The sequence below is a fragment of the Pseudonocardia xinjiangensis genome (assembly GCF_012911925.1).
GTDB classification, from domain to species: domain Bacteria; phylum Actinomycetota; class Actinomycetes; order Mycobacteriales; family Pseudonocardiaceae; genus Pseudonocardia; species Pseudonocardia xinjiangensis.
The window spans coordinates 117,157-142,709 of the sequence record NZ_JAAXKY010000001.1 but is presented as its reverse complement, the minus strand read 5'-3'; the positions used below and the strand labels follow the sequence as shown (position 1 = coordinate 142,709).

General features: G+C 69.4%; 26 protein-coding genes and 2 pseudogenes. 10 read left to right on the top strand and 18 right to left on the bottom strand.

Translation table 11 applies throughout. The features are described 5' to 3' along the window. Window positions 1-793: 793 nt before the first annotated feature. Window positions 794-1,649 (bottom strand): annotated as a pseudogene (locus HF577_RS00670) (IS5 family transposase). 9 nt (window positions 1,650-1,658) lie between these two features. Between HF577_RS00670 and HF577_RS00665 the strand changes: the two are divergent. Beyond that, window positions 1,659-2,546 (top strand): annotated as a pseudogene (locus tag HF577_RS00665) (IS5 family transposase). Here the strand turns inward: HF577_RS00665 and HF577_RS00660 are convergent. Next, window positions 2,543-2,755, bottom strand: coding sequence for a tyrosine-type recombinase/integrase (locus tag HF577_RS00660; RefSeq protein WP_211173588.1), 213 nt, complete (start codon window positions 2,753-2,755; stop codon window positions 2,543-2,545). The pseudogene HF577_RS00665 and the gene HF577_RS00660 sit on opposite strands and share 4 nt — an antisense overlap. 377 nt (window positions 2,756-3,132) lie before the next feature. Between HF577_RS00660 and HF577_RS00655 the strand changes: the two genes are divergently transcribed. After that, a complete protein-coding gene (locus tag HF577_RS00655) occupies window positions 3,133-3,690 on the top strand; it encodes a GrpB family protein (RefSeq protein ID WP_312858855.1) in 558 nt (185 codons plus the stop codon). Window positions 3,691-3,770: 80 nt separating this feature from the next. Continuing rightward, window positions 3,771-4,484, top strand: a complete 714-nt coding sequence (locus HF577_RS00650) for a class I SAM-dependent methyltransferase (RefSeq protein WP_169393706.1) — start codon at window positions 3,771-3,773, stop codon at window positions 4,482-4,484. Window positions 4,485-5,174: 690 nt separating this feature from the next. Here HF577_RS00650 and HF577_RS00645 read toward each other — a convergent pair. Beyond that, the gene (locus tag HF577_RS00645; RefSeq protein WP_169393705.1) at window positions 5,175-5,816 is read right to left on the bottom strand and encodes a TetR/AcrR family transcriptional regulator; all 642 of its coding nucleotides are present in this window, start codon (window positions 5,814-5,816) and stop codon (window positions 5,175-5,177) included. Window positions 5,817-5,943: 127 nt separating this feature from the next. Between HF577_RS00645 and wzt the strand changes: the two genes are divergently transcribed. Further along, window positions 5,944-6,738, top strand: a complete 795-nt coding sequence (gene wzt, locus HF577_RS00640; RefSeq protein ID WP_169393704.1) for a galactan export ABC transporter ATP-binding subunit Wzt/RfbE — start codon at window positions 5,944-5,946, stop codon at window positions 6,736-6,738. Window positions 6,739-7,687: 949 nt separating this feature from the next. Here wzt and uppS read toward each other — a convergent pair. Next, the gene (gene uppS, locus HF577_RS00635; RefSeq protein ID WP_169393703.1) at window positions 7,688-8,473 is read right to left on the bottom strand and encodes a polyprenyl diphosphate synthase; all 786 of its coding nucleotides are present in this window, start codon (window positions 8,471-8,473) and stop codon (window positions 7,688-7,690) included. 308 nt (window positions 8,474-8,781) lie between these two features. On the opposite strand from uppS, the gene HF577_RS37820 reads away from it, so the two are divergent. Next, window positions 8,782-9,279 (top strand): IS110 family transposase, encoded by a 498-nt coding sequence (locus HF577_RS37820; protein ID WP_312858854.1) that lies wholly within the window; start codon window positions 8,782-8,784, stop codon window positions 9,277-9,279. Continuing rightward, window positions 9,216-9,731, top strand: a complete 516-nt coding sequence (locus HF577_RS39540) for a transposase (protein WP_312858853.1) — start codon at window positions 9,216-9,218, stop codon at window positions 9,729-9,731. The genes HF577_RS37820 and HF577_RS39540 overlap by 64 nt, the downstream gene beginning before the upstream one ends. A 455-nt stretch (window positions 9,732-10,186) precedes the next feature. Here the strand turns inward: HF577_RS39540 and HF577_RS37240 are convergent, their stop codons facing one another. After that, window positions 10,187-10,444 carry a site-specific integrase gene (locus HF577_RS37240; protein WP_211173587.1) on the bottom strand — a complete coding sequence of 86 codons (258 nt, stop codon included), beginning with the start codon at window positions 10,442-10,444 and terminating at the stop codon, window positions 10,187-10,189. Window positions 10,445-10,853: 409 nt separating this feature from the next. On the opposite strand from HF577_RS37240, the gene HF577_RS00620 reads away from it, so the two are divergent. Genes HF577_RS00620 through HF577_RS00610 form a run of 3 tightly spaced genes read left to right on the top strand, consistent with a single transcriptional unit; the run spans window position 10,854 to window position 14,408 of the window. Then, window positions 10,854-11,780 (top strand): phosphate/phosphite/phosphonate ABC transporter substrate-binding protein, encoded by a 927-nt coding sequence (locus HF577_RS00620; protein ID WP_211173586.1) that lies wholly within the window; start codon window positions 10,854-10,856, stop codon window positions 11,778-11,780. Window positions 11,781-11,817: 37 nt separating this feature from the next. Then, window positions 11,818-12,678, top strand: coding sequence for a phosphonate ABC transporter ATP-binding protein (gene phnC / locus HF577_RS00615; protein ID WP_169393701.1), 861 nt, complete (start codon window positions 11,818-11,820; stop codon window positions 12,676-12,678). Then, window positions 12,675-14,408, top strand: a complete 1,734-nt coding sequence (locus HF577_RS00610; protein ID WP_211173585.1) for a PhnE/PtxC family ABC transporter permease — start codon at window positions 12,675-12,677, stop codon at window positions 14,406-14,408. The genes phnC and HF577_RS00610 overlap by 4 nt, the downstream gene beginning before the upstream one ends. A gap of 94 nt (window positions 14,409-14,502) precedes the next feature. Here HF577_RS00610 and HF577_RS00605 read toward each other — a convergent pair whose 3' ends face one another. From HF577_RS00605 to phnG, 10 genes are read right to left on the bottom strand one after another with little or no spacing between them, the layout of a single operon-like run. Then, complete coding sequence (locus HF577_RS00605) at window positions 14,503-15,123, bottom strand: LbetaH domain-containing protein (RefSeq protein WP_211173584.1); 621 nt, start codon at window positions 15,121-15,123, stop codon at window positions 14,503-14,505. Beyond that, window positions 15,120-15,701, bottom strand: a complete 582-nt coding sequence (gene phnN, locus HF577_RS00600) for a phosphonate metabolism protein/1,5-bisphosphokinase (PRPP-forming) PhnN (RefSeq protein WP_169393700.1) — start codon at window positions 15,699-15,701, stop codon at window positions 15,120-15,122. The genes HF577_RS00605 and phnN overlap by 4 nt, the downstream gene beginning before the upstream one ends. Beyond that, the gene (locus HF577_RS00595) at window positions 15,698-16,864 is read right to left on the bottom strand and encodes an alpha-D-ribose 1-methylphosphonate 5-triphosphate diphosphatase (protein ID WP_169393699.1); all 1,167 of its coding nucleotides are present in this window, start codon (window positions 16,862-16,864) and stop codon (window positions 15,698-15,700) included. The genes phnN and HF577_RS00595 overlap by 4 nt, the downstream gene beginning before the upstream one ends. Further along, on the bottom strand, window positions 16,861-17,619 hold the full coding sequence (locus HF577_RS00590; RefSeq protein ID WP_169393698.1) for a DUF1045 domain-containing protein: 759 nt from the start codon (window positions 17,617-17,619) through the stop codon (window positions 16,861-16,863). Before HF577_RS00590 ends, HF577_RS00595 begins: the two co-directional genes overlap by 4 nt. Next, window positions 17,616-18,335: a phosphonate C-P lyase system protein PhnL gene (gene phnL, locus HF577_RS00585; protein WP_169393697.1), complete on the bottom strand. Its 720-nt coding sequence runs from the start codon at window positions 18,333-18,335 to the stop codon at window positions 17,616-17,618. Before phnL ends, HF577_RS00590 begins: the two co-directional genes overlap by 4 nt. A gap of 8 nt (window positions 18,336-18,343) precedes the next feature. Then, window positions 18,344-19,123: a phosphonate C-P lyase system protein PhnK gene (gene phnK, locus HF577_RS00580; protein ID WP_169393696.1), complete on the bottom strand. Its 780-nt coding sequence runs from the start codon at window positions 19,121-19,123 to the stop codon at window positions 18,344-18,346. Next, window positions 19,120-20,040, bottom strand: coding sequence for an alpha-D-ribose 1-methylphosphonate 5-phosphate C-P-lyase PhnJ (locus HF577_RS00575; protein ID WP_169393695.1), 921 nt, complete (start codon window positions 20,038-20,040; stop codon window positions 19,120-19,122). The genes phnK and HF577_RS00575 overlap by 4 nt, the downstream gene beginning before the upstream one ends. Continuing rightward, window positions 20,037-21,116 (bottom strand): carbon-phosphorus lyase complex subunit PhnI, encoded by a 1,080-nt coding sequence (locus HF577_RS00570; RefSeq protein WP_169393694.1) that lies wholly within the window; start codon window positions 21,114-21,116, stop codon window positions 20,037-20,039. The genes HF577_RS00575 and HF577_RS00570 overlap by 4 nt, the downstream gene beginning before the upstream one ends. Window position 21,117: 1 nt before the next feature. Further along, on the bottom strand, window positions 21,118-21,792 hold the full coding sequence (gene phnH, locus HF577_RS00565; protein ID WP_169393693.1) for a phosphonate C-P lyase system protein PhnH: 675 nt from the start codon (window positions 21,790-21,792) through the stop codon (window positions 21,118-21,120). Continuing rightward, entirely contained in the window at window positions 21,789-22,271 is a 483-nt protein-coding gene (phnG, locus tag HF577_RS00560) for a phosphonate C-P lyase system protein PhnG (protein ID WP_169393692.1), read from the bottom strand. Before phnG ends, phnH begins: the two co-directional genes overlap by 4 nt. A gap of 145 nt (window positions 22,272-22,416) precedes the next feature. Between phnG and phnF the strand changes: the two genes are divergently transcribed. Then, window positions 22,417-23,193, top strand: a complete 777-nt coding sequence (gene phnF / locus HF577_RS00555; protein ID WP_169393691.1) for a phosphonate metabolism transcriptional regulator PhnF — start codon at window positions 22,417-22,419, stop codon at window positions 23,191-23,193. 349 nt (window positions 23,194-23,542) lie between these two features. Here phnF and HF577_RS39065 read toward each other — a convergent pair whose 3' ends face one another. From HF577_RS39065 to HF577_RS00545, 3 genes are all read right to left on the bottom strand, one after another. Continuing rightward, complete coding sequence (locus HF577_RS39065) at window positions 23,543-23,935, bottom strand: amidohydrolase family protein (protein ID WP_211173583.1); 393 nt, start codon at window positions 23,933-23,935, stop codon at window positions 23,543-23,545. Further along, window positions 23,935-24,558, bottom strand: a complete 624-nt coding sequence (locus HF577_RS39060) for an amidohydrolase family protein (protein ID WP_211173582.1) — start codon at window positions 24,556-24,558, stop codon at window positions 23,935-23,937. Before HF577_RS39060 ends, HF577_RS39065 begins: the two co-directional genes overlap by 1 nt. 319 nt (window positions 24,559-24,877) lie before the next feature. Beyond that, a complete protein-coding gene (locus HF577_RS00545) occupies window positions 24,878-25,525 on the bottom strand; it encodes a response regulator transcription factor (RefSeq protein WP_169393775.1) in 648 nt (215 codons plus the stop codon). Window positions 25,526-25,553: the final 28 nt, after the last annotated feature.

The following is a 25,553-nucleotide window of genomic DNA, read 5'->3' as shown; positions in this document are numbered from 1 at the left end:
CAACGACAAGATCCGCACATGACTTATCCATCAGAAAGGGCCAGGACTGATGAGAGGTGTTGGGGCGTAACCGGCGGTGTGGGACGCTTTACGCTCCAGCTCAGAGGCCATGTTGAGGAGTCTCGGAAAATGAGAGGCAACATCGCCGATCATTCGCAGGATAAGTGATTCTGGCTCGGTCAGCAGCGTCCGAAAGAGTGCTTCGCTTTGGCTGTTGCGCTTGGAGCTGCTGGTGTGGCTGACTCTTGCCTCGCGCGCCCGTCCGATGAGCGCTCGACTATCTCGTCTTCCTGGACCGGTCCATCACGGCGGCTGAGGCAGATCGGAACCTGTGGCTTACTGAAGGCGGTGCCTTCGCCAGCGCCTTGGAAGGTACCTCTGGTCAGGCCACGAGCGAGGACGGCGACACCGCCCTCCGCCGCGCTGGCTGTGCTCCACATCATCGTTGGCCGGTTGGCCACCACTGCGGGGTTCCTGCGTTCCGTGCTGGCCCAATCCCGAGGCTGCCCAGATCAAGACCGCGTTGGTTCGGGACCGCACGGGGACCACACGTCGCGCGCTCGCCTGCTCGCGAGCCGCTAGTCGGGCCTCCCACGCCCACGATGCACGCTTTCCCGTGAGTAAACGGCTACCCGCACGTCCTGGGGGTCAAGGGGTCGCAGGTTCAAATCTTGTCGTCCCGACGGTCGACGGAAGCCGGTGTCATCCGACGGAGACACCGGCCTTCGTGGTTTCCACCAGCGGAAACTCACTCTGCGGCCGCCGCGCCATGATCGTCGGCTTAGACCTGGTCTCAGAACTCGTTCTCGACGAGGCGGCGGAGGTTGATCAGGACCATGGCGAGGGTCAGTAGCGGGGTGAGGGTGGGTTCGGTGCGGTCGTAGCGCAGCCCCGAGTCGCTTGAACCGCAGCAGCCAGGAGATGGTGCGCTTCGACCACCCAGCGGTGTCGGCCGAGCTTGGTGCTGCTCTCGACGCCGCGCCTGGCGATACGTACCTTGATCCCGCGTCGGTGCAGGTAGGCGCGGCAGCGCGGGAAGTCGTAGCCCTTGTCCGCGTGCAGCTTCGCCGGCCGGCGTTGTGGGCGTCCCCGGCGGCCGCGATGCCTGCAGACGCCGGGGTTGGTCTCCAGCAAGGGCTCGAACAGCTTGCTGTCATGGGTGTTGGCCGGCGAGATCAGCGCATGCAGCGGCAGCCCGTTGGCGTCACAGAGCAGGTGGTACTTGCTGCCCGACTTGCCGCGGTCGGTCGGATTTCGCCCGGTCAGCTCGCCCCCCTTTTCGCCCGCACCGAGACGGCATCGATACAGCCGCGCGACCAGTCCAACAGCTCGGCTTCGGACAGCTCTTCGAGCACGATGCGGTGCAGTCGGTCCCACACCCCGGCGTCCTGCCAGGCTCGCAGGCGGCGCCAGGCAGTGTGCCCGGACCCGCACCCAAGCTGCAGGGGCAGGTCGCGCCAACGGCAGCCGGTGCGCAGCACGAACAGGATCCCCTCCAACGCGGCTCGATCATCGACCCGTGGCCGTCCACCGGGGCCTCGTGGTCGGGGTCGGGCGGGCAGCAGCGGCTGGATCAGCTCCCAGAGTCGGTCGTCAACGAGTCGCTGCTGCCGTGGTGTCACGGGCGGAGACCTGCGGTAGTTGATCATGGCCGGGTGGTGGGTCGTGGTGAGTTGACCGACAAGGCCTGGGCCCGGATCGAACCCCTGCTACCCCCGTCGCGGGCCGGGGCCGGTACTGGCGTGATCACCGTCAGGTGATCAACGCGATCCTGTGGGGCTGCGCACCGGGGCGCCGTGGCGGGACCTGCCCGATCGGTACGGGCCGTGGAAGACCGCCCACGAGCGGCTGCGGACCTGGACCGCCGACGGCACCTGGGAACGCATCCTCGACCAGGTGGTCGTCAAGGACGACTCGGTCGGGAACGTGGAGTGGACGATCAGCGTGGACTCCAGCAACGTGCGGGCCCACCAGCATTCGGCGGGAGCCCGCAAAAAGGGGGATGCGCCACCGACTGGGTCGAAGACCTCGCCGTCGATGGGGAAGCCCTCGGACGGTCCCGAGGCGGGCTGACCAGCAAGATCCACCTCGCTGTGGACGGGCGTGGCCTGCCCATGTCGATCATGCTGACCGCGGGTCAGGCCGGGGACAACCCGCAACTGCTGCCGATGCTCGACCAGATCAACGTCGGGCGTGACGGACCCGGCCGGCCCCGCACCCGCCCGGACCGAGTCGTGGCCGACAAGGCCTACTCGCACCTGTCCACCCGGGCCGCGCTGCGTGAGCGGCGGATCCCGTTCACCTGCCCCGAACGCCGCGACCAGGTCCGGCATCGCCGTGCGAAGGGCTCGGCCGGTGGCCGCCCGCCCGCGTTCGACCAGGTCATCTACGCCGGCCGGAACGTGGTCGAGCGCTGCTTCAACCGGCTCAAGCAGTTCCGGGGCCTGGCCACCCGATACGCCAAACGCGCCGCCTACTACCGAGCCGAGATCATCATCGCCTCGATCGTGTTGTGGCTGCGCACCGACCTACAGGACACGACCTAGTCGTCGAGCGCCTGGAGGATGCGGACGCTGTTGTCGGTGCGCCGGGTATAGAGGTCCAGCGTCGTGGACGAGCGTTCGTGTCCCATCACCCGCTGCACCATGTTCGGTGGCACGCCGTCGTCGACGAGCCAGGTGGCGTAGGAGTGGCGGAGGTCGTGGAACCGCAGCCCCCCGGCCTGGTGTCGTGCGACGTGGTGCACGGCTACCACGCGCCACCCCGGGCGCAGGCCTGGCAGGCTTGGCAGCGTATGGGGCGGGGATGCTGCGCCCGGGGTGCGGCGCGGTCGGGCTGCGCCAGGTCGACGGGATGCCGCACGGGCCCCGTAGTGGTGAAGGCTCCGGGGCTAAGCCGTTCGTCAATCGTTCGTCAGGACGTCCACCGGCAGCGCAAACCGATGAGAACCACCGGCGAGCGTTCGCGCATCTCACGGGCGGTATCGACGCATCGTCGCAGGTAGGCGTCCTACCCGGATTCGTTCCGCTTCAACGTCCAAGCTCGTCGACGCGGACGAGAGGCAGGACGCTCAGACGGACGGTGCAGTGGGTGGCTCGGTCCACCCGGCAGTGGTGCGGCATGCTTGATCACGTGCCTGACGAGACCGAGCTGATCGGTGGCCAGGAGAAGCGCGACATCATCGTTGTCCCCTACGACCTAACCTGGCCGGAGAAGTTCGCCGCTGAGCGTCAGCGGATCATCGGTGCGTTGGGCGCTACTGCTCGACGTGTGGACCACATCGGGTCCACTTCTGTGCCCGGATTGGACGCCAAGCCGATCATCGACATTGATCTGAGCGTCCCCGATGTCGAGGATGAGCCGTCTTATCTCCCGGCCTTGAGGCGGGCGGGTTACCACCTGCGGGTCCGCCAGCCGGGCCACCGCATGGTGCGTACTGTCGATCTGAGCGTGCAGGTACACGTCTGTGCGCAGGGTAGCGAGTGGGAGCGCCGCCACCTGCTATTCCGCGACTGGCTCCGCCGAGACGCAGCCGACCGGCGGGCGTACGCCGAACTCAAGCACGAGCTGGCCGAGCGGGACTGGCCGGACATGAACGCCTACGCGGACGCGAAGGGCACCTTGATCGCCGAGATTACTGCCCGCGCCGAGGAGTGGGCCGGTGCGGTCAACTGGATGCCCGAGCGCTGACTCAGAGCTCTGAAGAATCTGCAGCGATGTACGTCCCAGTTGAAACCGGGGCCTCCACCGCATCCGTAGACTCCAGCGCGATGGCCGATACCTGGGACACCATTGCGGACTGGTACGCCGATCACGTCGATCGAGGGTCCGCGATGCACCAGTTCGCCCGTGACGTGCTGGTTGATGTCTTGCCCATGGGCATGAGCGGGCAGCGAGTGCTCGACCTGGGTTGCGGCGAAGGCCTGATCACACGTGCGGCCGCGAGCCGGGGTGCTGAGGTGGTGGGGGTGGATCCGACGGTCCGCCTCATCGAACGGGCTCGCGCGATCGAAGCGACGGGCGCCACCGGCGCGACATATCGCGTGGACGACGGATGTAGCCTGGCCACCGTCGCCGACGACTGGGCGGACTGGGTGACCGCTGGCCTCTCGCTCAACAATGTCCCCGATCTCAATGCCGCTATCGCCTCGATTCGGCGCGCACTGGTTCCCGGGGGTCAACTAGCCTTCACCGTGCCCCATCCGTGCTTCGAGGCTCCTCACGCGCGCTGGGTCGGAGCCGAGCGAGTGATCGGAAGCTACTCCACCGAGGGATTCTGGCGCTCCGCCAATCCACAAGGCGTGCGCCGTGCCGGCAACCACCACCGGATGATCTCGCACTATCTCAACGCCCTCATCGCTCATGACTTCACCCTGACCATGGTCGCCGAGCCGCTGGCGCACCCCCTCGTCATCGCCGAGCAACCCCAGCGAGCCGCACTCCCGCCTTTCCTCCTCGTACGGGCCAGCCGGTTGCCGGGCTGACCTCGTCTCGGTCGGGGCCGGGTGCGGCTTCCCGTCGACCTCCCCGAGGGCTACTGCGCGACGCCCCGGCACAGGCCTGGCAGGACTCCGGTGGCGGATAGGTGGAGAGGCTGCGCACGGGGGCGTCGCGTGGTCTGGCTGCGCCATGTCGACGGGATACAACACGGGCCCGTGATGGTGAGGTGCGCACCCGGGTCGGGCCGTTCGTCAAACGTTCGTCAGGACGCCCACCAGCAGCGCAAAACGACGAGAACGACCGGCGAGCGTTCGCGCAGCTCACAGGACGTCTCGCCGCGCCATCGCAGGTAGGCGCCGTGTCCCGATTCGTTCACCCGCTACGTCTGGCGCCGCGAGGCCGATAGCGCCTGATCGGACGCCCGCGAATCTGCGCTGTCGCCAGCGGGGGCAACTTGTCAGGATCGGCCAGCGGAGCGTGGTGTGATTGCCGAGGGCTTCCGGCTGGTCTCCGGTCGGGGCCGTGTGGCCGTGTGGCCGTGTGGCCGTGTGGTCAGGCTGTGGCGAGGAGCGGGTCATGCAGGGCGTGGGCGAACAATTCGTCGAGTCCGGGGTCGCCCGTGTGGAGCGGCCGGGCCACACGCTCTTAACTGGCCGTTCACCCACAATCGGGCATGGTGGGCATCCCATCGACCTCCACGAGGGCAACCGGCTCTCACTCAACACTTTCCGCCTCTATAGCTGATCTCGATCGTCCGGTGAAGTGAGGTAGGCGAGTGCCATTTCGTTTGTTTCGGTGGCCCACGTGCTCCAGGTCATGTCGTCGGGCCAGAATCGACAGGTGGCGGCACGGTGCACGCAGGAGCCGATGATTGTTCGAGTGGCCATGCGGATGGCCATCGCGCGGTCCGGTCGCTGGACTTCCTCGAGGCAGGGTTGGACGGCTTCGGCGAAGGCTTGCTGGATTGCGGCCAGCGCTTGGAGGCCACGCTCGCGTCCTTCGGTGCGCTGGCCGTCGAGCAACTCGGGGAAGATCCGGTTGTGGCGTGTGAAGGTGCGCGCCAGAGCCTGGGTGAAGGCGCCGATGATCCCCTTGAGCCCGGGCGCCGGTGAGTGAAGGGCTTCGCTGACGCTGGTCTCCAGGAGTCCGAGCAACTGGTCCTTCACGGCGTGGAGCAGCTGGTCCTTGCCTGAGAACCGGCCATAGATCGCACCCACCGACATGCCCGCCTGCTCAGCGACCGCCGCGACGGTGAACTCCTCGATGCCCTGGCTGGCCAGCACGTGCTCAGCGGCGGCCAACACTTTCTGCAGGGACTCCCGGCTGCGGGCCTGCTGTGGAGGATGAAAGCCCTGGTCGGCGGATCGCTCACTCACCGATCGCACGCTACCTCCCGCTGGTGGGCGCCTGGTCCCGACCTTCGACCGTGGCCGGCCCGACCGGCCGAACACGAATGATAATGTTGGTTCGCGTACGGCAGTCGATCAGCAGGGGTGGTAGCGCATGGTGAGCATCGACGTGCGGGGCGCCTACGTCGATTTCCCGATCTTCGACGCCAAGTCCCGGTCCCTCAAGAAGCAGGTGCTCGGCAAGGTCGGCAGTAAGATCGCCACCAGCGCGAAGGTCCCGATCATCGAGGCCCTGCAGGACATCACTTTGTCGCTGGGCGAAGGCGATCGAGTAGCTCTGGTGGGGCACAACGGTGCTGGCAAGTCCACCCTCTTGCGGTTGTTGTCCGGCATCTACGAGCCGACACGGGGCAGCGCGCGGATCTTCGGCAGGGTCGCGCCCGTGTTCGACCTCGGCGTGGGCTTGGATCCCGAAGTCTCGGGTTACGAGAACATCACGATCCGTGGTCTGTTCCTCGGCATGACTCGCAAGCAGATGCAGAAGCGGTTCGACGACATCGCGGAGTTCACCGAGCTTGGCGACTATCTGAGCATGCCTCTGCGCACCTACTCTGCCGGTATGCGAGTCCGGCTCGCAGTCGGCGTGGTGACTGCCATCGACCCCGAAATTCTCATCCTCGATGAAGGCCTTGGTTCGATCGACGCGGCATTCCTCGCCAAGGCACGTCAGCGGCTCGTGGACCTCGCTCAACGCTCCGGGATCCTAGTGTTCGCCTCTCATGTCGACGACCTGCTGAGAGAGCTGTGTACGACCGCCATCTGGATGGACGAAGGCCGGATGCGCATGCATGGGCCATTAGAGGAAACCCTCGCGGCGTACAAGGGTCAGGCTCCGCATGACAACAACAACCGTGAACCGGTCGACGCGGCGGGCGGCAAACCTTTCTGACCGCGCACCGATACCCAACGCAACAACGAGGTCATGTCGATGTACGACTACAGGCCGGCTGCGACCCTGATGCCACTGGTGGTGTGGCATCCCGTCGAACTCCCGGAGGGCTACCACACGGCGAGCCGGGTCCTGGTGCGTCGAGGGCAGCTGCCGACCCGCCGCCCACTCGTCCATCTCACTGTCGCGGTATGCCATACGCGCTCTGACGTGCGCTCGTCAGCGCCTCAGCCACGGGCCATTCACGGGCCTTGAGGGCGGTCACCAGCGGTCAACGGCGGCGCAGACAGACCGGCGGCGAGAGCAGCTCAGGCCCAGTGCGACCGGCCGACACGCTGGTTCCCAAGCTGGTGTCTCGCACTCCCGGTACAAATCGGGTACAGAAGACCGCCAATCCTGGCCGTTACATGACGACACGCGCAGACACTGTGCGGCAGGTCAGAGCGCCCGCGGTCGCGTAACGGCTGGTCAGACACGGTTCACCAACTACCGCTGAAGCAGAGGATCGGCGGCCGGTGATGTGCCTGCGCACGCGGAAGTGTGGTCCGGCGCCGGCTTGTTACCGCCACCGCTCGGCGCGGGAGGGACCGGCCCGACGGGGGCGGGAACACCTGCGCTGCCGCCGTCCGGACCGGGCCATGATCACGTTTCTGCTTCGCCCTGCCTCTGCCCATGGTGGGAACGGTATCGTTATTGCGACGTCCTCGTGGATTGAGATGAACAAGGGGCAGCCACTCCCGGTAGACCGCCATGACGTCCATTGCTGCTTGGGTCGGACGATGGCCGAGCCCGTTCGTCGGTCGATCGTCAGGACGCCCACCGGCAGCGCAAAGCGACGAGAACCGTCGACAGGCGTTCGCGCACCTCAGAGCAGGTGTTGGCCCATCGCCGCGGGTGGGGGTTCTGCGGCGATTCGTTCCGCTTCAACGTCTGCGCGCGCTAAGCGCGACTACCGGCCGAGGCGGCGTTCGCGTCGGCCGTAGTCGCGCAGCGCACGCAGGAGGTCGACCTTGCGAAAGGCTGGCCAGTACGTGTCGCAGAAGTACAGCTCGGCGTTCGCGGCTTGCCAGAGTAGAAAGCCAGACAGCCGCTGTTCCCCGCTGGTTCGGATGATCAGATCGGGTTCGGGGTGAGCGGCCATGTAGAGGTGCGCGGCGATCGCCTCGTCAGAGATCCGGGCCGCCACCTCGGTCAGGCTCGCACCGGCACGGGCTTCGACGTCAAGGAGGGAACGGAGCGCGTCGACAACCTCGGTGCGCCCGTCGTAGCCGACGGCGATGGTGACGTGAGCCCCGGTGGCGCAGCCACGAGTTTGCTCCTCAGCAAGCTTGAGCGCGTGCGCCGTTGAGTCAGGCAGGACGTCGAGTCGACCGGCCAGGTGAACCTGCCACGAGCTGCCGGGGCGGGCGAGGCGTTCGGTCACGATGTTCTCGATTACGTCGAGCAGGTAGGTGACCTCGGATCCGTTGCGCTTGTGCAGGTTGTCGATCGAGGCGACGTAGACGGTGACGTGCTCGATGCCCAGCTCCCGGCACCAGCCCAGGACCTCGTCGACGTGCTCGGCGCCGTAGCGATGACCGATGCTGGGGTTGTCCATCCCCATCTGCCGGGCCCAGCGCCGGTTACCGTCCATGACTAGGCCGACGTGGCGAGGAAGCTCGCCGGCGGTCACGGAACACTGCAACCGACGCTCGTAGAGGCGATGGATCGGTGAGGCCAGCCAGCCATGTCGCATCGCGGAAGGCTACCGCCGGCGATTTCTCCAGGGACGGAGCAATCTCGGAGCGAACGGCCAATGAGCCGCTGTTACCACTTGCCACGTACCGTCAGGGAACTCCTGCTCAGACGGCATGCGACGTCACGAGAGGCTAGCTGACGGGCTACCGCGTCCGCGTTCACACCGACTTGTTCAATGCCGGCAGGAGATCAGGTCTGCAGCCATGATCTCTGAGGCGGTGGTCGGGGTCGCTCGGTTCACACGTGTCGCCCCGTGTGGGGTTGACTGTTCTTCGGCCTGCGTCCCGGCCATCGCCGTCGAGGTGAGTGGCTGAAGAGAGGCCTGCTTCGCCCGAAGTCGGTGTGCCGTCTCCTCGAGCTCCTGCTGGCTGTCGTGGAGGAGGTTGGGTGTCGCGTCGGAGTGCTGGCTCGGGTCCGGTGGTGATCGCGGTTGATCCGCACAAGCGATCCTGGACCGCGGTGGCGGTGGACGGATCGTTGCAGCCGCGGACCTCGCTTCGGGTGGAGGCCAATCGGGACGGTTATCGGCAACTGCGCCGGTTCGCCCGGGGCTGGTCAGGGTCGCGGTGGGCGATCGAGGGTGCGGGCGGGTTGGGTGCACCGTTGGCGACCAGGCTGCTCGCCGACGGGCTGGCGGTGCTGGATGTGCCGGCGAAGCTGGCCGCGCGGGTGCGGGCGCTCTCGACGGGTCATGGCCGGAAGACTGATGAGGCTGACGCCGTCTCGGTGGGTGTCGCCGCGTGGACGGCCTCTGGGTGGTGTCGGTGCAGTTCGACGAGCTCGCGATGGCGCTGCGGGCGCTGACCGAGCACCGCGACGACCTGGTCAAGACCCGTACTCAGACGGTGAATCGACTGCATGTGCTGCTCGCGCACCTGCTGCCGGGTGGCGCTGATCTGGGACTGACTGCCGATGATGCTGCGGGCTTGTTGCGTCGGGTTCGGCCGCGTGATGTTCTCGGGTCCATCCGGCGGCGGCTCGCGGTGGACCTGGTTGCCGAGGTCCGCCGGCTTGATGGCCGGATCGCCGCGACCGGCGAGCAGATCACCACCGCGGTCGGGGAGTCGGGAACGACGCTGACCGAGCTGTTTGGCATCGGTGGGATGCTGGCCGGGAAGATCTTGGCGCGGGTCGGGTCGATCAGTCGGTTCGCCTCGGCGGGGGCGTTTGCGTCCTACACCGGCTCTGCGCCGATCGCGGTGTCCTCTGGGGATGTGGTTCGGCATCGGTTGTCGCGGGCGGGGATCGGCAGTTGAACTATGCGCTGCATGTCATGGCGATTACCTAGATCCGTCACGACACCGCGGGCCGGGAGTACTACCGGCGGAAACGTGCGGCGGGGAAGAGCCACAAGGAGGCGCTGCGGTGTCTGAAACGGCGGCTGTCCGATGTGGTCTACCGGAAGTTGGTGCGCGACTCGCAGGCGACGGGCCCGGGAGGACACTCGGGGGCGACTACTAAATCCAGCGCGGCCGGCCTAACCCCGATAGCCGACTCTTCGGACAAGTCACTTCCCGGACCCGCCACCACGCAGCCTACGGCCGCCCGGAAGTAGCTCAGGTGTTGACACAGAGAGGCGCCGAAGAGGTCACTGGTTCGATCCCAGTATCGCCCACAGCCGAACGGCCTGGTCAGGGGCTCTTTTCAGAGCTTCCGGCCAGGCCGTTTCGCATGATGGCTCCCTTCTCGGAGCATTCCCGGAGCAGCAGTCTCAGGCCGGAGCGGGGACAGGCTCCGTCGGGTCGTCGGGGTCCTCGTCGTCGGCCTGGTCGTCGAGCGCCTGGAGGATGCGGACGCTGTTGTCGGTGCGCCGGGCGTAGCGGTCCAGCGTCGTGGACGAGCGTTCGCGTCCCATGACCCGCTGCACCATGTTGGGCGGGACGCCGTCGTCGACGAGCCAGGTGGGGTAGGAGTGGTGGGGGTCGTGGAACCGCAGCCCGCCGACCTGACTGCGTGCGACGTGGTGCACGGCGGTGGCGACCTGGTCCGGGAGGGTCTCCGTGGCGTTCGTCCTCGATGCCTACTCGCGCCGGATCCTGGGCCGGCGTGCGGCGATTTCAACCACCGACGACTGTTCGAAGCTGCGGCGACATCCCACCCGTCGAGCTCGAACAGGCGCGCTACGGGGGATTCGGGCGTGGGGCTCGAGTGGTCGCTGCGGCCGAAGTGACCCGGAAGACAGCGCCGCGATCACCCGACCGCGAGTTGTCTAGATGTTCATACAAGGTCACTCGCCCGCTACCGCAGAACGGCCGAGGGGCCATGTCGGACACCTACTTTGCAGGTCACCGGGGGCCCGTCCCCTCCCCGATCCGCTCGCACACCTCGCGAAAGGCTTCTCCGTGCTCTTGTCTCGCACTACGCGCATCGGAACCCTTGTGGCTGCCGCGCTGATCAGCCTCGGCGCGCTGACCGCCTGTGGCGGGAACGCCCCGTCCGGCTCGCAGGCCGATTCCGGGACCTGGGCCAAGTCCGCGGGCACGATCGTCTTCGGTGCCACGCCGGACCAGGCAGGCTCGGACTCGAACAACAAACCGCTCGAGGACTACATCGCCAAGACGACCGGCTACAAGGTCGAGTACTACCCGACCTCCGACTACACGGCCCTGATCGCCGCCGCGGTCGCGGGCAAGGTCGACATGATCACCTCCGGGGCCCTGCAGTACGTCATGGCCGTCAACAAGGGCGCGAAGCTCACACCGGTCGCGGCGACGCTGACCTCGCCGAAGGTCCAGGATCCCGGCTACTACTCCGAGGCCATCGTGCCCGCGGGTTCGCCGATCACCACACTCGCCGACGCCAAGGGCAAGAAGGTCTGCTTCGTCGACCCCAACTCGACCTCCGGCTTCCTCTTCGGCCTGTACCAGCTGCACCAGGCCGGCCTCGACGTCAACAGCTCGGGCACCGACGCGAACGGCAACCCGACGTTCAACGACTTCACGGCCTACTTCGCAGGTGCCCACGACAAGTCCGAGCAGACCGTGGCCTCGAAGCAGTGCGACGTCGGCTTCGCCGAGGACACGGTTGTCGACCCAGCGGTCGCGAAGGGCGAGGTCACGGTCATCGGCAAGGAGTACGTCCCGGGCGGCCCGCTCGCGATCTCGACGACGCTGCCCGCAGATGCGCAGGCCAAGCTCACCGCGGCACTGCAGGGCGCGTCGCTCGACGCGATCAAGGCCTCCGGCGTCCCCCTCACCGAGGGCTTCACAGAGGGGTACTTCGGCGCGCAGAAGGAGGACGCGTCGTACTACAAGTCCATCACCGATCTCTGCACGTCCATCCCAGCGGCCAAGTGCTCGAAGTAGCCGGCGCGCCCGATCGACGGAACGGACCGACGCGGTCATGAGCAGCCCGAAGCCCACCCCCATCATCTCGGTGTCCCGGGTCACGAAGGACTTCGGCTCCACGAGAGCCCTCCGCGCCGTCGACCTGACGGTGGAGCAGGGCGAGGTCGTCGTGCTGCTCGGCCGTTCCGGGTCGGGCAAGTCGACGCTGCTCCGCCACCTCGACGGGCTGGAGCGCCCGTCCGCGGGTGTGGTCGAGGTCCTCGGCGAGGACGTCGCCACGCTGAGACCCGCGGCACTGCGCGCCCTGCGCGGCCGGGTCGGCATGATCTTCCAGCGGTTCGAGCTGGTGCCGTCGCTGACGGTCCTGGAGAACGTGTTGACCGGCGCACTGTCCCGCCTACGCGGACCGCGCCTGGGACTGTGGGCCTATCCCCGCTCCCTCAAGCTCCTCGCGATCACGCATCTGGAACGGGTCGGCCTGCTCGAGAAGACCTACCAGCGTGCCGATCAGCTCTCGGGTGGCGAGCAACAGCGGGTCGCGATCGCGCGAGCGCTGATGCAGGATCCGCGCATCCTGCTGGCCGACGAGCCTGTCGCGAGCCTCGACCCGGAGTCGAGCGACCAGGTCATGCGGCTCATCCGGGAGATCGCCGCCGACGACGGCCTGACCGTCGTGTGCAGCCTCCACCAGGTGGACCTGGCGCTCGGCTGGGGCGACCGGATCGTCGGTCTGCGCCACGGCGAAGTCGTGCTCGACACCACCACCGACGGTCTGGGCAGGGCGGAGGTGATGGAGATCTACGGGCGCGTCGCCGCGTCCACCGCCGAGCTGACGGCGATCGAGACCGAGCTGGGGGCCATCGACGTCGGCGACGGCGTCTCCGTAGGGACGGCGGCCCGGGGCGGGCGGCGGTGACCGCGGCGAGAACGACGAGCCGCCCGCCCGAGGCCGACACCGCGGCGAGCCTCCGGCGTCCTCGGATCCCCACGAGCAGGATCGCGGGCTGCAGCGCCGTCCTGTTCATGCTCGCCTTCGGGGTCTATTCACTGACGACGCTGGACTTCTCCTGGTCGAACGTGGCGGCGAGCACGCAGAACGCGGTCAAGGTGTTCAGCCTGATGGACCCCGTCAGCCTCCCCGCGCCGCCCGATCTGGCGTACCTGATCGGGCTGACGCTCGGCATCGTCATCCTCGGCACCGTTGTCGCCGCACTCATCTCGATCCCGGTCTCCTACGTCTCCGCGGCAAACACGACACCGGCAGGCTGGCTGCGCGTCCTCGGTCGGGCGATCGGGGTCATCACCCGCGCCGTGCCCGACGTGGTGCTGGCGCTGGCGTTCTCGCTGGCCTTCGCACTCGGCAGCTCGCTCCCCGGGATCCTGGCCATCGGGATCCACTCCATCGGGATGATCTCGAAGCTCTTCGCCGACGCCATCGAGCAGATCGACCACGGTCCGCAGCTCGCCGTACGTGCCGCGGGCGGCTCGAAGGCGCAGGAGTTCTGGTCGGCGGTGTTCCCACAGGTGCTGCCGTCGTGGATCGCCACGGTGCTGCACCGCTTCGACATCAACCTGCGCGGTTCGGCCATTCTCGGCTACGCCGGGGTCGGCGGCCTCGGCTACGCGATGAAGGTGGCCTTCGCGCAGTTCCCCGAGGGCTACGGGCGCGGCCTCGGCATTGCCGCTGTGATCTTCGTGCTCTGCGTGGTGCTCGAGATCATCTCCTCGATGATCCGCAGCAACCTGCTCGGCGTCGACGCCGTGGGCAACGGCCTCGGCGGCCGGATCCTGCGGGCGGCCGGGAAGCGCCCGCCCGTCCGCGGGCAGCCGCCCGGCGGCCACGTGGCTGCCCTCGGCGTCGAAGCGGCTCTGCGTCGCCCCTGGACCCGGGCTCGCGTGCGCAACCTGAGCTGGGCGTGGACCGCCGTCGCGATCGTCGTCGCCGGTTACTGGATGGCAGACGTCGACTTCGGGCAGATCAGCTGGAACTACGTCGTGCCGACGTTGCAGAGCTTCTGGCCGCCGAACTTCGGCAGCCACAGCCTCGACGAGTTCGCCCAGGCCCTGCTCGTGACGGTCGAGGTCGCTTTCGCATCCGCCGTGCTGTCCCTCGTCCTGTCACTGCTCGTCGGTTCGCTCGCCGCTCGCAACGTCGCGCCGAACAACGCCGTCCGCACCACCTTCCGCACCATCCTGGTGATCTTCCGGGGGGTACCGGAGCTCGTACTGGCGATTTTCCTGATCATGGTGACCGGCCTCGGCAACCAGGCCGGCGTGGTCGCACTCGCCTTCGGCGGCGTCGGACTGCTCGGCAAGCTGGTCGCGGACTCGTTCGAGGAGCTTCCCCCCGGCCCGGAACGCGCGCTGAGCGCCGCGGGCGCCACGCGGAGCCAGCGCTATCTCGCCGCGACGTGGCCGCGGGGCCTGCCGTCGCTGATCGGCAACTCGCTCTACCTCGTCGACACGAACATCCGGGCGGCGACGGTCCTCGGCATCGTCGGCGGCAGCGGCGTCGGTTTCTACCTCACCAACGCCTCGACCGTGCTGACGCTGCATGGCCAGGTGACCACGCTCGTGATCATGGTGTTCGGCACCGTGCTCGTCGTCGAGGGCATCGCGGCGTGGATGCGCCGGGTGTTCCGCTGACCGGTCGGTGGCGTCGCCGCACCCCGACGGGACGGTCGCCCGACCGCACCCCGAGATCGGCGGAGTTCGACGACGCCACGCGCTGCCGACCCGGTCAGTCCCCGTAGCGGTCGAGGAACTCCTCGGCGGTGAGCCTGCGGAAGTCCGCCAGGCGGGCCCGTAGCGTCCGGTGGTCCCAGTCCCACCACGCGAGGTCCCGCAGGCGCTCGGCGATCTCCGGCGGCTGCCGGTAGCGCAGCACCCTCGCGGGCACACCCGCCACGATCGCGTAGGCGGGGACGTCCGTGGTCACGATCGCCCCGGACGCGATCACCGCGCCGTCCCCGACCGTCACCGCCGGCTTGACCTGTGCCCCGTGGCCGATCCAGGTGTCGTGACCGATCACGGTCCGGCGCGCGCGGCGCCGCTGGAACCACTCGGCGTCGTCCTCGGCGTCGTCCCAGTACTTGGCGCTGCGGTACAGGAAGTGGTGCAGGCTCGCGCGGTCCAGGGGGTGGTCGGTCGCCCCGATCCGCACGAAGCTCGCGATGTTCGAGAACCTCCCGACGGTGGTGTTGGCGAAATCGCAAAGCCGGTCGCAGTAGCTGTAGTCGCCGATGACGACGTTCGAGAGCCGGGTTCCCGCACCGATCTCGGTGTAGCGGCCGAGGACGCTGTCGCTCATGCTCACGTCCGGCCCGATCACGGGCTGCTCCGAGAGGCGTTGCGCGCTCACACCCGCTCTCCCGATCGGCCGGTCGTGGCGAGCGCCGCCGTGACGATCGCGAGCAGCTGGGCGCTGCCCTCGGCCACGGTGGCGTCGTTGCGGATCTCGTGGTCGGCGACGCGCTCCGGCGCCGGGTCCACCCGGGCCAGCCGCCGCGCGATGGCGTCGACCGACTCCCGGCAGCGGGCTCGCAGTCGCGCGGCGCGTACGGCGTCGGACACCGTGACCCGGACGACCACGACGTGGTCGTAACGTTCCTCGAGCGCGCTGACGGCTCCGCGGGAGACGTTCGCGACGACGACCTCGCCTGCGCGGACCGGCTCGTCCACCCAGACCGGAATGCCGTACGCGAGACCGTGCGCCCGCCAGGACACCGCGAAGTCGCCGCGCTCCTCGGCGTCGAGGAAAGCGGCCTCGCTCAGGGAGTCGAAGTCCTCGCCGGGCCCGGGCGGCCGTGTGATCACGCGCCGCGGGAAGTGCACAGCGCGCCCGCAGTGCGCGCGCGCCCCGCTGATCAGTGCGTCCTTGCCGACGCCGCTCGCGCCGACGACCGCCACGAAGGCGCCTGGTCCGATTCGCGCGGTCACGACACCCGCACCCCCTGCCGGTAGACGGCGCGCACGACCGGCACCACGTGCCCGCGCGGATGACGCGGTGTTGCCGGGAGCGCGTGGGGGTGCACCCGCACCAGGTCGGCGCGCTTGCCGACGGCGATCACGCCGCGCTCGTCGAGCCCGACGGCGCGGGCCGGATTGCCGCTGACCAGCCGGACCCCCTCCACCAGCGGACAACGGCCGTCGGCGTCGAGCTGCACGATCGCCTGCAGCGGGCTGGACGGCACGTAGTCCGACGACAGGATGTCGAGCAGGCCCAGGTCGAGCAGCGCGGCTGCGGCGACGTTGCCGGACTGGCTGCCGCCGCGGACGATGTTCGGTGCGCCCATGACGACGAGCTGGTCGCGCTCGCGGGCGGCGCGCGCCGCGACCTCGGTGGTGGGGAACTCGGAGATCCGCACGCCGAACGACGCGGCCTCCTCGACGTGCTCCACGGTGGCGTCGTCGTGGGTGGCGAGCGCGATCCCGCGGTCCGCGGCGAGCCCGGCGATCGCCTTCCGGTTCGGCACTGAGTGCTCGAGCGCGATCTCCTTGAGCTGGGCGATGAACTCCTCGATCGCGTCCGCCGGCAACCGGCCCTTGCCGAGCATGTAGCGCCGGTAGGCCTCGACGTCGGCGTACTGGCGCTGTCCGGGGGTGTGGTCCATGAGCGAGGCGAGGCGCAGGGACGAGACGTCGTCGAAGGCCTCGAACTCGGCGACGACGGAGGGGGCGGAGACCTCGCAGCGCAGGTGGATGAAGTGCTCGACGCGGGTGATCCCGGCCTGCTGGGCCTGCTCGATCCCGGCGGCGAGGGAGCGGGCGAACGTGGTCTCGTCGTCGCGGCCCTCCAGCGTGCCGATCCGGACGGCGTCGAACACGGTTGTCACGCCTGCGCCGCTGAGCTGCACGTCGTGGGCGAGCACGGCGGGCACCGCGTCCCACCGGGTGCCGGGGCGGGGCCGGGCGTGTGATTCGAGGTGGTCGGTGTGCAGCTCGACGAGGCCGGGGATCAGCAGATCACCGTCGAGGTCCTCGCCTGCGGCCGGGCCGGCCGTGATGTCGGCGATCTCGCCGTCGCGGATGTGGACGGACCCGTGCAGGATCTCGTCGTCCAGGACGATGCGGGCGTTGCCGAGGACGGTCTCGCGACTCATCGGGTTCCTTCGTGGGCGGCCGCGGCGCAGGCGCGGGGACGGTCGGCAGGGCGTCGAAGCGGGTGCACCGAGTGCAGCCGGAACGGCGCGCCCGGCGTGGGCTGGGTGCAGAGGGTGAGCGCGTCCACGGCGATCGTCCGGCCGAGGCAGTCGGCGAACCAGGCGGCCAGCGCGTCGTGCACCTGGCCGTGCCGGTCGGGCGGGATCCGGTCGGTGAGCGTCAGGTGGAAGCGGAACTCGTCGAGCACGTACGGATACCCCCAGGTCTCGAGCATCCGGCGCCGCCGCGGGGTCAGCGCGTCGGGGTTGCGGCGGGCGATCTCGGTCGCCGTGGCGGGCGCGCGGTAGGCGTCGAATCCGGTCACGAGTGCCGCGGCGAGCTCGTGCAGCTCCGGTGCGTCGGCGCCCGGCACCAGGGCGAAGAAGCCGTCCATGCGATGCAGGCGCAGTTGCGGGAGTGCGATGGGGCGGCCCGTCCGGGCGAACCGTTCGAGATCCTGCTCCAGCTGCTCGACCGAGCGGCCTTCGGCCAGCCGGAACGGGGCCTTGAGGGTGCCGTGGAAACCGTAGCGCCGGGCGTTGACGGTGATCTCGTCGACGGCCGCGCGTGTCCAGCCGCTCGGCAGCCGGGGATCCGGGCGGGTCCCGTCCATGCGGCGGCCGAGCCAGGACTCCGCCTGCTCGCGCAGGCGGACCGCGGCGGCGTCGGCCGACCCGGTGCCGGGTGCGGCGTAGATCGCGAACCGGGCCGTCATGCTGCGGCCCCGGCGCCTGGCGCCAAGGCCTCGACATCGAGGACCCGATCGGCGACGGCGGTGCGGACCTGCACGTCGTGGAAGATGCCGAGCATGCCGACGCCCCGGCTGCGCTTCTCTCGGATCAGCTCGATCACGGCGTCCCGGTTGCGGGCGTCGAGCGACGCCGTGGGCTCGTCGAGGAGCAGCAGCGGAAGCTCGGGCAGGAAGCCGCGGGCGATGTTGACGCGCTGTTGCTCGCCGCCCGAGAACGTCGCCGGGGGCAGTGACCACAGGCGCGGCGGTATCGACAGGCGCGTCAGCAAGTCCGCGGCGCGCTCGCGCGCCTCGTCGGGTGCGACGCCGCGCTCGACGAGCGGCTCGGCGACGACCTGCAGCGCGGGGACCCGGGGTACGCAACGCAAGAACTGGCTGACGTAGCCCATGGTGTGGCGCCGGGCCGCGAGCACGGACCGCGGGTCCGCGGCGGCGATGTCGACCGCGCCCGTGCCCGCGCCGAGCACGATCCGGCCACGGTCGGCGGCGTAGTTGCCGTAGACCAGCTTGAGGATCGTGCTCTTGCCGGCACCCGAGGGGCCGCCGAGGACGACGCATTCGCCGGGGAACACCTCGAACTCGAGGCGCTCGAGCACGGCGAGCCGCTGCCCGCCCTGCAGGTGCATGGTGAAGGTCTTGTCGATCGCGGAGACGGCCAGGATCGGCGTCTGTCGGTTCATGTGGCGGATCACCCTTGCAGGACCGAGGAGACGAGCAGCTGCGTGTACGCGGCGTGCGGATCGTCGAGCACGCGATCGGTGAGACCGGACTCGATGACGCGGCCGTCCTTCATGACGAGCGTGCGGTGCGAGATGAGCCGCGCGACGGCGAGGTCGTGGGTGACGACGACGACCGCGAGGCCGAGGTCGGAGACCAGGCTGCGGATCAGGTCGAGCAGGCGCGCCTGCACCGACACGTCCAGGCCGCTGGTCGGCTCGTCCATGAACACCAGCCGCGGTGAGACCACCAGGTTGCGGGCGATCTGCAGCCGCTGCCGCATGCCCCCGGAGAAGGTCGACGGGTGGTCGTCGATCCGGTCGGCGGGGATCTCGACGCGCTCGAGCCACTGGGCCGCGGTCTCGCGGATGCGGCCGTAGTGGCGCCAGCCGTTGGCCATCAGCGGCTCGCCGACGTTGCCGCCCGCGCTGACGTGCATACGCAGGCCGTCGGCCGGATCCTGGTGCACGAAGCCCCACTCGCTGCGCCACAGCCGCCGCACGGAGCTCTCCGACAACCCCGCGAGCTCGACCGGCAGGCCGTCGGCCATGCGGTAGCGGATGTTCCCCTCGGTCAGCTCGAGCCGCTGCGACAGCGTGCCGAGCAGCGTCGACTTGCCCGATCCCGACTCGCCCACGACGGCGAGCACCTCGCCCGGCCAGAGATCGAAGTCCACGTCCCGGCATCCGTACCGCAGGCCGTAGCGGTGGCCGGCGCCACGCACCTCCAACAGCGGACGTTCGTCGGTCATGCGATCGCCTTCGTGTTCGGCGTGGCGGGGTTCGGCCTTGTGGTGGTCGACGTGGTGGCGGTCGACGTGGTGTCGTTCGGCGCAGCCGCGGTCCGCTCGCAGTGGTCGGTGTCGGAGCAGACGAACATCGAGCCCCCGGCGTCGTCGGTGATGACCTCGTCGAGGTAGCCGCCGGTCGCGCCGCAGATCGCGCAGGGATCGTCGAACCGCTGCGGCTCGAAGGGGAAGTCCTCGAAGCCGAGGCTCTCGACGCTCGTGAACGGGGGCACGGCGTAGATGCGCTTCTCGCGGCCGGCACCGAACAGCTGCAGCGCCGGGTTCATGTGCATCTTGGGGTTGTCGAAGCTCGGGATCGGTGACGGCGCCATCAGGTAGCGGCCGCCGACGAGCACCGGGTAGTCGTAGGTCTTGGCGATGTGCCCGAAGCGGGCGATGTCCTCGTAGAGCTTGACGAACATGAGCCCGTACTCCTCGAGCGCGTGCAGGCGGCGGGTCTCCGTCTCGCGCGGTTCGAGGAACCGGAGCGGCTCGGGCATCGGCACCTGGTAGACGATCACCTGTCCCTCTGCCAGCGGGGTTTCGGGGATGCGATGGCGGGTCTGGATGATGGTCGCCTCGTCGGTTCGCGTCGTGGTCTCTACGTGGGCGACGGACCTGAAGAAGTTCCGGATCGAGACGGCGTTCGTCGTGTCGTCCGCGCCCTGGTCGATGACCTTGAGGACGTCCTGCTCGCCGATGATGGCGGCCGTGACCTGCACGCCTCCGGTGCCCCAGCCGCGCGGCATCGGCACCTCGCGGCTGGCGAACGGCACCTGGAAGCCGGGGATCGCGACGGCCTTCAGCAGGGCCCTGCGGATCATCCGTTTGGTCTGCTCGTCGAGGTAGCCGACGTTGTAGCCGATCAGATCGGCGGTCATGCGCGCGACTCCTTGAACTCCTCGTTCAGACGGCGGACCAGCATCAGCTCGGCCTGGAAGTCGACGTAGTGCGGCAGCTTCAGGTGCTCCACGAATCCGGTGGCCTGCACGTTGTCGCTGTGGCTGATGACGAACTCCTCGTCCTGGACCGGGGAGACGACGCGCTCGTCGAACTCCGCACTGCGCAGCGCCCGGTCGACGATCGACATCGACATCACCTTGCGCTCGCTGCGGCCGAAGGCGAGGCCGTAGCCGCGGGTGAACTGCGCGGGCGTCTCGGCGCTGCCGGTGAACTGGTTGACCATCTGGCACTCGGTGATCTCGATGCGCCCCAGTGGAACGCCGAAGCCCAACTCGGGAGCGTCGAACTCGACCTCCACCTCGCCCACCCGGACCTCCCCGGCGAAGGGGTGGGTGTTGCCGAAACCGCGCTGGCTCGAGTAGGCGAGGCCGAGCAGGAAGCCCTCGTCGCCGCGCGCCAGCGCCTGGAGCCGCTCCGCCCGGCTCATCGGGAAGACCGGCGGCTCGCGGGTGAGGTCGCCCGGCTGCGTCGCGTCCTGGTCGGGGTGGGCATCCGGTTCGATCAGCGCGCCGGCGCCCAGCAGATCGGCCACGCGGGGCATGGCCTGATCCTCGCCATCGACCCCGTCGGACACGCGCCGATCGGGAGTGGCCGCACCGGCGGCGGAGAACAGCCGGTGCGTGTAGTCGAACGTCGCTCCGAGCTGCTGCCCGCCGGGAAGATCCTTGAAAGTGGCGGAGATGCGCCGCTGCGGCGCCAGTCCGGACGTGTCGATGGCGCAGGTGTAACCGAAGCGCGGCAAGGTGGTGCGGTAGGAGCGCACCAGGGTGACGGCCTCGAGGACGTCACCCTGCGCCTGCAGCAGCGCGCGTGCCGCGAGTTCCGGGTCGTAGAGCGAGCCCTCGGTCATGACCCGGGAGACGAGGACCCCGAACTGGCCCTCGACCTGCGCCGGGTCGACCACGGGCAGGTGCGGGTGACCGCGGCCCTGCTCGGCCAGGAGCGCGTGCGCGTTCGCGATGGCGCGCTCCCCGCCCTTCACGGCGACGTACATGTCATGCCTCCTGTGCGGGACGGGTTGATGTGGGAGGAGCTGACGCGGAACCGATCGGTGCGGGGCCGACGGCGTGCAGTCGGGTGGTGCGCGGCAGTGCGGCGATGGCGTCCTCGTCGACCAGCAGGAGATCGACGCCGCGGGGGAAGGTCGCGGTGTTCGCGGTCCACTGCGGGAGGAACTCCGCGTCGGCCCACGGGGCGGCGAAACCGGTCGCGCCGTCGATGCCGGGGCCTGCCGCACGGAACCGGGCCGTGCCGGTGCATCCGCGGACGTCGAGCAGGACGGTGGCCGAGCGGTGCGGTGCCTCGTCGGTGCCGCGCCGGAGCTGGGCCAGTGGGGGCAGCGAGCGTGGATCGGCGAGGACGAACTGCGCGTCGGCCGGCTCCGCGACGAGCCGCGTCCCGGTGTGGAAGCCCAGCCAGGCGGCGCACTCCGCGTCGGCGCCGAGGCTGCCCCCGAGCCAGGTGGAGCAGTCCTCGTCGAGCAGGGTCAGCGCCACAGCGGCGAGGCCGCGGCCCAGCGCCGCCGGCGAGCGGGCGGGACCGCTCAGCGGGTAGGAGCGCGTGGGATGCGCGAGCGCGTCGAGCACGGCCCGGAACGCGCGCTGGGCGTCGCGGGTCGGGTCGGCGAACCCGGGGGCCGGAATGGCGGGCGCGCCCGCCGGGCCGGTCACGCGTGTTCCCGTGCGACGGTGAAGAAGTCCACACGGGTGCTGCGGGCGTCGCGGCGACGGCGCTCGTCGCGTTCGGCCTGGGTGCGCGCCAGCGGTGCGACGACCTCGGCCAGTACCCGGTCGTGCAGGTCGGGGTCGACCAGCAGGCCGTCGAAGACCGCCGCCAGCTCCGCGTGCTCGAGGTCGGTCCCGAGCACGTAGGAGATGCCGAGCACGTCGGATCGAAGGGCCTCGCCGTGCAGATGCACGGTGGCCCGGGCGACGGTGGCCTCGCCCAGGTTGAACCGCGCACCGCCCGCGTCGATCCGGCCTCGCACCATCACCAGCCCGATCTCCGGGCCACGGATCCGGCGCACCTCGGGTTTGGGCTGCCAGTCCTGCCAGGCCGCCGCGAGGTCGGCAGGTTCGGCGAGCGCGAGCGTCCGCATCCACTTCTGCCGGGCAGCGGTAGCCGGTGCGGCCGTGGTGGTCGCGCGCATCCGCAGCCTCCCTTCCGGGGAGTCAAGTTGTCTACTTATCTAGATAACTTGAACGGTAGCCCGCCCTGGCGCCGCACAGCCCGCGGCGAGGTGAACTCTCCGGGAACGGACCGAAACGGTCGGGCGGGGTCGGTAGGGTGCCCGAGTGGGTACGCGGAGATCGCCCAGCGGCTACTCGGCGTGGCGGTTGATCGCCGACGAGCTGCGCGGCGAGATCGTCGGCGGCTCACTGCCCCCCGGCTCGAAACTGGCGTCGGAGACGGAGCTCGCCCTCAGGTTCGACGTGCACCGCCACACGGTGCGGCAGGCCGTCGCCGCGCTCGCGGCCGATCACCTCGTCGTCGCCCGCCGGGGCAGCGGCACCTTCGTGGCGGAGCACGCCGTGCTGGTGCACCGCATCGGCCTGCGCACCCGCCTGACCGACAGCTTGGGGCCGCGCGGCGCGGTCGCCTCCGGGAAGCTGCTCGAGTCGGCGATCGAAACCGACCCGCCTCCCGACGTCGTCGAACGCCTCCGCCTCGCAGGCCGTCCTGCCCTCCGGCTCGAGGTGGTGAGGTGCGTGGACGGCCTGCCGATCGCGCGGGGGACCGCGTGGCTGGTCGCGGACCGCGTGCCCGGCCTCGTCGAGCACTACGGGCCCGACGGCTCGATCACCGCAGCGCTGCGTGCCGTCGGCATCCACGACTACGTGCGCACCTCCACCACGATCGCCGGGCGCGCGGCAACCACTGCCGAAGCGATCGAGCTCGAGCTTCCCGCCGGATCGATGGTGCTCGTCGTGCGGGCGCTCAACACGCTTCCCGACACCACGCCCTTGCTCTACAACATCACACGCTTTGCAGCCGATCGGGTCGAGCTCGACGTGCAGCACGGGGACCCGGCCGCCGATGCCCTGCCGCAGGCGAGGCCGGAGTCCGACTGACAACGTTGCGGTTCGGCCGACACCAGCCCGCCGGCCTGCTCGTGCGCGACGTGCTTGGTTGCTGCGGGCTCTGTGATGAACTGCCTCCCGTGCCGCTTGTCGGTGGTGTCGCTCCACCGGGTGAGGTAGGCGTCTCCGTCGGGCACCACCGCCCCGAGCATTCCGGCGCGGACGAGTGCGGGTCGCCAGATGCGCGAGCGGAACAGCGTGCGGCGCAGCGCCCGATCGCCTTCCAACCGGAGGTTCTCCGTCGATCAATGAGCCCTGCGCTGCTGCCACCGGTCGTGGGTCGAGCCCGGCGGTGGCGTGATCACCGGCAGGTGATCGGTGGTGCCGAGACGTGCCGTTGTCAGGCTTGCTTGCCGATCTTCTCTGGCAGGTTGAACAGGCGCCTGGCGTTGAGGTAGCCGATCTTGGCCCGGTCGTTCTCGTTGATGGCGGCGTTGTCGAACCAGTCGGCGGCCTCACGCATGGACTCGTAGGGGTAGTCGGCGGAGAACAGCACGCGGTCGGAGCCCAACTCGTCCATGGTGGCGTTGAGCGTCGGAGTGTGGAAGTTGCCGCTGGTCGTGACGTAGAAGTTGTTCTGCAAGTAGTGACGCAGCGGTTTCTGGGCCTTGACAAGTTTGCCCATTTTGGCCGCGCGATGCTCGATGCGCCACATATTGGCCGGCAGGGTCTCGCCCAGGTGTCCGAGAATGATCGTCAGTTCGGGGAACTTGTCGAACAGGCCGCTGGTCATCAGGCGTAGCGCGTGGGTGGCGCCTTCGACCGTGAAGGTCCATACGGCCCCAAACAGTTCCGGGTGCTCCTCGTAGGCGGCCGAGGCACCCGGCAGGGGTCGCGCGGGTGAATGTAGACCGGCACGCCAAGTTCCTCGACACGCTTCCAGAACGGCAGGTAGCGCTCGTGGTCGTAGTACCAGCCCGTCTCGACGTCACCGATGTTGGTGAAGCCGTTGAGCATGACCGCCGGAAACCCGAGCTCGTTCACACAGCGCTCGAGCTCGGTTACGGCCGCGGCCGGGTCCTGCATGGGCAGGGCGGCCATGCCGCCGAAGCGGGTGGGATGGGCCGCCACGGCCGCGCAGGCTTTGTCGTTAGCCAGCCGGGCCAGGGTGACGGCACGCTTCGGGTCGGTGATCGCCTGGATGCCGGGCGCGGTCAGCGACAGCAGCAGGTAGTCGATGCCGGCGGCGTCCATCTCCGCCAGCCGTCCCGCGCCGAGGTCTGCCAGGCGCTGGGAGATATCAGGGCTGACGTAGTCCGGTTCGGTGCTCCCGGCGTCGAGGAAGTTTTCGGGGTTGACGTAGTCCGGGATTCCCTCACCCGCGCTGAAGGCCTCTTCGAATGCGATCTTGCCCATGTGGCCGCTCCAGGCTCTCGATCCACTGTTCAAGGCACCATCAAGATCGACGGCGCCTGCTGAATCAACTGTACGGTCGGCACCGCCAGGGGCGGGGCGGTCGATGGCGGCCTCGTGGGCGCCCAGGGCCGCGTCGACCTCGGCGACGTGACCCAGCGCCGGGGCGTAGCCGCACCCGGCGCACGCCGGCGTCGAACCGGGCGCGGGCCGCGGAGAGGTCGCGCTCGCCGAGCCATATCAGCCCGCCCCGGAAGTCGGACGCTGTTGTCGGTGGTGTGGGGTTTGATCCAAATCCGACTCGGCTCCCGTTCCGAAGCGGTCAGTGCACCAGACCAGTGCGGAATGCGAGCACCACGGCCTGCACCCGGTCGCGCGAGCCGGTCTTGGCCAGGATGTTGCCCACGTGCGTCTTCACGGTCGTCTCGGCGACGAAGTGCGCCGCGGCGATCTCGGCGTTGGTGGCGCCGTGGGCCATGAGGGTGAGCACCTCCCGCTCCCGCGGGGTGAGGGCGGCGATACGCGCGGCGTCGCCGCGGTCCGGCTGCGGCGACCCCGCGAGCAGCGGTGCCGCCTGGCGCAGCAGCCGCCGGGTGGAGACGGGATCGACGACGGCGTCGCCGCGGTGCACGCTGCGCACCGCCTCGATCATGAACTCCGGTGTGACGTCCTTGAGCAGGAAACCGCTCGCGCCGGCGGCGATCGCGGCGGTCACCGAGGAGTCCAGGTCGAACGTGGTCAGCACGATCACCTTGGTGTCGGGGTGGTGGGCGACGACGCGGCGGGTGGCCTCGACGCCGTCGACGCGGGGCATCCGGATGTCCATGAGGACGACGTCTGCGGGCAGGTCGGCGAGCACGGCGAGCACCTCGTCGCCGTCGGCGGCCTCGGCGACCACGGAGATGCCGGGCTGGGCGTCGAGCACCATCCGGAAGCCGGCGCGGACGAGGTCCTGGTCGTCGACCACCATGACGCGCAACGGCCCATCGCCCACGCCG

Bases quoted from the DNA above. Each gene is read 5' to 3' on its own strand.
- HF577_RS00650 (WP_169393706.1), top strand. From the start codon at position 3,771: ATGGCCGATACCTGGGACACCATTGCGGACTGGTACGCCGATCACGTC.
- wzt (WP_169393704.1), top strand. From the start codon at position 5,944: ATGGTGAGCATCGACGTGCGGGGCGCCTACGTCGATTTCCCGATCTTC.
- uppS (WP_169393703.1), bottom strand. From the start codon at position 8,473: ATGCGACATGGCTGGCTGGCCTCACCGATCCATCGCCTCTACGAGCGT.
- phnC (WP_169393701.1), top strand. From the start codon at position 11,818: ATGAGCAGCCCGAAGCCCACCCCCATCATCTCGGTGTCCCGGGTCACG.
- HF577_RS00595 (WP_169393699.1), bottom strand. From the start codon at position 16,864: ATGAGTCGCGAGACCGTCCTCGGCAACGCCCGCATCGTCCTGGACGAC.
- HF577_RS00590 (WP_169393698.1), bottom strand. From the start codon at position 17,619: ATGACGGCCCGGTTCGCGATCTACGCCGCACCCGGCACCGGGTCGGCC.
- phnL (WP_169393697.1), bottom strand. From the start codon at position 18,335: ATGAACCGACAGACGCCGATCCTGGCCGTCTCCGCGATCGACAAGACC.
- phnK (WP_169393696.1), bottom strand. From the start codon at position 19,123: ATGACCGACGAACGTCCGCTGTTGGAGGTGCGTGGCGCCGGCCACCGC.
- HF577_RS00575 (WP_169393695.1), bottom strand. From the start codon at position 20,040: ATGACCGCCGATCTGATCGGCTACAACGTCGGCTACCTCGACGAGCAG.
- HF577_RS00570 (WP_169393694.1), bottom strand. From the start codon at position 21,116: ATGTACGTCGCCGTGAAGGGCGGGGAGCGCGCCATCGCGAACGCGCAC.
- phnG (WP_169393692.1), bottom strand. From the start codon at position 22,271: ATGCGCGCGACCACCACGGCCGCACCGGCTACCGCTGCCCGGCAGAAG.
- HF577_RS39065 (WP_211173583.1), bottom strand. From the start codon at position 23,935: ATGACCAGCGGCCTGTTCGACAAGTTCCCCGAACTGACGATCATTCTC.
- HF577_RS39060 (WP_211173582.1), bottom strand. From the start codon at position 24,558: ATGGGCAAGATCGCATTCGAAGAGGCCTTCAGCGCGGGTGAGGGAATC.
- HF577_RS00545 (WP_169393775.1), bottom strand. From the start codon at position 25,525: ATGGTGGTCGACGACCAGGACCTCGTCCGCGCCGGCTTCCGGATGGTG.